The sequence below is a fragment of the Phenylobacterium sp. genome, assembly GCF_044236515.1.
Lineage (GTDB): Bacteria > Pseudomonadota > Alphaproteobacteria > Caulobacterales > Caulobacteraceae > Phenylobacterium.
The window spans coordinates 1-3464 of sequence record NZ_JBIIGK010000227.1; the positions used below are offsets into that span (position 1 = coordinate 1).

Here is a 3464-nt window from a genome sequence, read left to right on the forward strand (position 1 = left end):
CACCGACAAGACGCACACCTGGATCGTCGACCCGCTCGACGGCACCACCAACTTCCTGCACGCCATCCCGCACTTCGCGATCAACATCGCCCTGCAGCGCGAGGGCGTGATCGTCGCCGGCGTCACCTACAATCCGATCACCAACGAGCTGTTCTGGGCCGAGAAGGGCAAGGGCTGCTACGTCAACGACAGGCGCCTGCGGGTGGCCGCGCGCCAGCGGCTGGACGAGGCGGTGCTGGCGACCGGCATCCCGTTCCTGGGCCACGGCCAGCACGCCAAGTTCCTGAAGGAGCTGCACCAGGTCAGCCAGCGGGTGGCGGGCGTGCGCCGCTTCGGCTCGGCGGCTCTCGACCTCGCCTGGGTCGCGGCCGGGCGGTACGACGGTTACTGGGAGCGCGACCTGAAGCCGTGGGACGTGGCGGCCGGCGTGCTGATGATCACCGAGGCCGGCGGCAAGATCACCGACGCCGACGGCGGCGAGGCGATGCTGGAGGCCGGCTCGGTCTGTTGCGGCAACCTCGAGATTCAGCCGCAGCTGCTGGCGAAGCTCGAGGCGGCGGCTTAAGGCGGCTTCCCTCCTGGGGAGGGATGGCTGGCGCAGGGACTCGGACTTCGTTGCCCCACCCGGCTCGGCTTCGCCGAGTCCGCCCTCCCCATGGGGGGAGGGAGACTTTTCTTAGGCGCCCGCGAACTGCAGCGACGCCAGGCGGGCGTAGAGGCCGCCCCGGGCGACGAGATCGGCGTGGGTCCCCTCCTCGGCGACGCGACCCTCGTCCATCACCACGATCCGGTCGGCCTTGAGCACCGTCGCCAGGCGGTGGGCGATGACCAGGGTGGTGCGGCCGGCCATGGCCTGGTCGAGGGCGTCCTGGACCAGCTGCTCATTCTCGGCGTCGAGGGCGCTGGTCGCCTCGTCGAGCAGCAGGATCGGCGCCTCGCGGACCAGAGCGCGGGCGATGGCCAGGCGCTGGCGCTGGCCGCCGGAGAGGCTGCGGGCCCGCTCGCCGACGTGGGTGTCCCAGCCGTCCGGCAGGGCGTCGAGGAAGCTCTCGGCCTGGGCGGCGCGGACGGCGGCGCGCAGGGCCTCGGGGCTGGCGTCCTCACGGCCGAAGCGGACGTTGTCGACGGCCGAGCCGGAGAACAGGGCGGCGTCCTGGGCGACGAGGGCGAGGCGGGCGCGGACCTGCGCCGGGTCGGCGTCGCGCAGGTCGACGCCATCGATGACCACCCGGCCGGCCTGGGGGTCGTAGAAGCGCAGCAGCAGGCGGAAGACCGTGCTCTTGCCCGAGCCCGAGGGGCCGACCAGGGCGACGCGTTCGCCGGGACGGACGGCAAGGGAGAAGCCGCGCAGAGCCGGCGTCTCCAGCCGGTCGGGATAGGCGAAGGTCACCGCCTCCAGCGCCACCTCGCCGCGCGGGCGGGGCATGGCCATCGGCTGGGCCGGGGCGGCGATGCGCGGCTTGGCGTCGAGCAGGGCGGCGATGCGCTCCATCGCCCCGGCCGCCTTCTGGACCTCGCCCCAGAGCTCGCCGAGCGCGCCGGCCGAGCTGCCGGCCAGGACGGCGAGGACGGCGAACTGAATGAGGGCGCCCCAGCTCATGTCGCCGCGCAGCCCGGCGCGGACCGCCAGCCAGAAGATCAGCACCACGCCGCCGAACACCAGGCCGATGACCAGGGCGGTCATCACGGCGCGGGCGCGCATGCGGGTCAGGGAGACCTGGAAGGACTCCTCGACCGCCTCGCCGAAGCGGGCGGCGACGCTCTGCTCGCGGTTGAACGCCTGGACGGTCTCGAGGGCGCCGAGATTCTCGCCGGCCAGGCCGATGGCGTCGGCGAAGCGGTCCTGGGCGGAGGCGGTGAGGCGGCGGACGCGGCGGCCGAAGACGAACAGCGGGACCAGCACCACCGGAATGATCAGCATGACGAGGCCGGTCAGCTGCGGGCTGACCACCACCAGCAGCACCAGGGCGCCGGCCAGGGTGAGGATGTTGCGCAGGGCAAAGGAGATGGTCGTGCCGAGCAGGCCCTCGACGATCTGGATGTCGGCGGTCAGCCGCGACAGCACCTCGCCGGTGCGTGTCCGAAGGAAGAAGGCCGGGTCGAGGGTCAGGACATGACCGAACACCGCCCGCCGCAGGTCGGCGACGATGCGCTCGCCGAGCTTGGTGACGAAGAAGTAGCGAAGGGCGCTGCCGGCCGCCAAGGCGATGGCGACGCCGCTGAGCAGCCAGAAGCCCGGCGCCACGGACGCGGCGGTCGGCGCCGCGCCGGGGGCGGCCAGGCGGTCGACCAACAGGCGCAGGGCGCCAGACAGGCCGAGGGTCGCCGAAGCGGTGAAGACCAGGAACACCGCCGCCAGGGCCGCGTCCGCCACATGCCGGCGGGCGAAGGGAAGCAGCCGGGCCAGGGGCTTCAGGTTGCGGCTCTTCTCCCGGCGGCCGCCCTCGGCGGCGAGAGTCTGGACCAGTTCGGCGCCGACGCTCGGCCGTCCCTCAGGCTCGGCTTCGGACGTCTGGTCGCTCATACGCGGTCACACCTTGCAATTGGCGCGGGCTTTCGGCTATACGCCCGGCTTCGTTTTTACGGCCCCTTCGCGGGGGCCTTCCAACTTTGGCCGCTCCTTTACGTCAGGCGCCCGCGCGATGAAACAAGACACTCACCCGGACTACCACTTCATCACCGTGGTGATGACGGACGGCTCCAGCTACCAGACGCGCTCCACCTACGGGAAGGAAGGCGCGACCCTGAACCTGGACATCGACCCGAAGACCCACCCGGCGTGGACCGGCGGCGGCCACCAGATGCTGGACCGCGGCGGCCGCGTGTCGCGCTTCAACGCCAAGTTCGGCGCCTTCACCCGCAAGTAAGCGGACGGCGACAGGCTTTCGAAAAGGCCGCGGGGCTCAGCGCTCCGCGGCCTTTTTGCGTTGGGACCTAGGCCGGCGCCGCCTCGGGGTATTCATCGACACCCTCTTCGACGCAGACCCACGCCAGCTTGCTGCACAGCCAGATGTGTTCCTCCGGGCGGAAGGCGTCGGGCTCGTCGAGCGAAGCGAGCGCCACGGACATCAGGCCGGCCGCGTGGCGGATCGAGAACAGGGTGGTCCCGCAGGTGCGGCAAAAACCGCGATCGAGGTGCTCGGACGACGGATAGCGCCCATAGTCGCCGGTGACGTCGAGATCCTCCGCGCGGAACAGCACCCGGGCGTAGAACGGCTGGCCCGTCGCCCTCTGGCACAGGCGGCAATGGCAGGCGCGGACATTGACCGGCGCGCCGCGCGCCTCGTAGCGCACCTGGCCGCAGAGACAGCCGCCGGAGCGGGTCGCCAGATCCTGTATCGGCAAGGCCACGCTTCCTCTTCTGCGGCGCGGCGCCACTAGACGGGCGGCGCCCCTCGGACCTACATGCAGCGCATGCCGGGCAAGACACTCTACGACAAGATCTGGGACGCGCACGTCGTCGC

General features: G+C 71.6%; 4 protein-coding genes. 2 read left to right on the forward strand and 2 right to left on the reverse strand.

The features are described 5' to 3' along the window. Positions 1-565: inositol monophosphatase family protein (locus tag ACILRF_RS15415; RefSeq protein WP_395674448.1), on the forward strand; the 565-nt coding region annotated here is incomplete at its 5' end. 111 nt (positions 566-676) lie between these two features. On the opposite strand, the gene ACILRF_RS15420 is transcribed toward ACILRF_RS15415, so the two are convergent. Further along, positions 677-2524, reverse strand: coding sequence for an ABC transporter transmembrane domain-containing protein (locus ACILRF_RS15420; protein WP_395674450.1), 1848 nt, complete (start codon positions 2522-2524; stop codon positions 677-679). Positions 2525-2642: 118 nt separating this feature from the next. Between ACILRF_RS15420 and rpmE the strand changes: the two genes are divergently transcribed. Further along, a complete protein-coding gene (gene rpmE / locus ACILRF_RS15425; protein WP_395673341.1) occupies positions 2643-2867 on the forward strand; it encodes a 50S ribosomal protein L31 in 225 nt (74 codons plus the stop codon). A gap of 67 nt (positions 2868-2934) precedes the next feature. Here the strand turns inward: rpmE and ACILRF_RS15430 are convergent, their stop codons facing one another. Continuing rightward, positions 2935-3351, reverse strand: a complete 417-nt coding sequence (locus tag ACILRF_RS15430) for a GFA family protein (RefSeq protein WP_395674452.1) — start codon at positions 3349-3351, stop codon at positions 2935-2937. Positions 3352-3464 lie beyond the last annotated feature (113 nt).

Coding starts and splice junctions, on each gene's coding strand:
- ACILRF_RS15420 (WP_395674450.1), bottom strand. CDS start 2,524: ATGAGCGACCAGACGTCCGAAGCCGAGCCTGAGGGACGGCCGAGCGTC.
- rpmE (WP_395673341.1), top strand. CDS start 2,643: ATGAAACAAGACACTCACCCGGACTACCACTTCATCACCGTGGTGATG.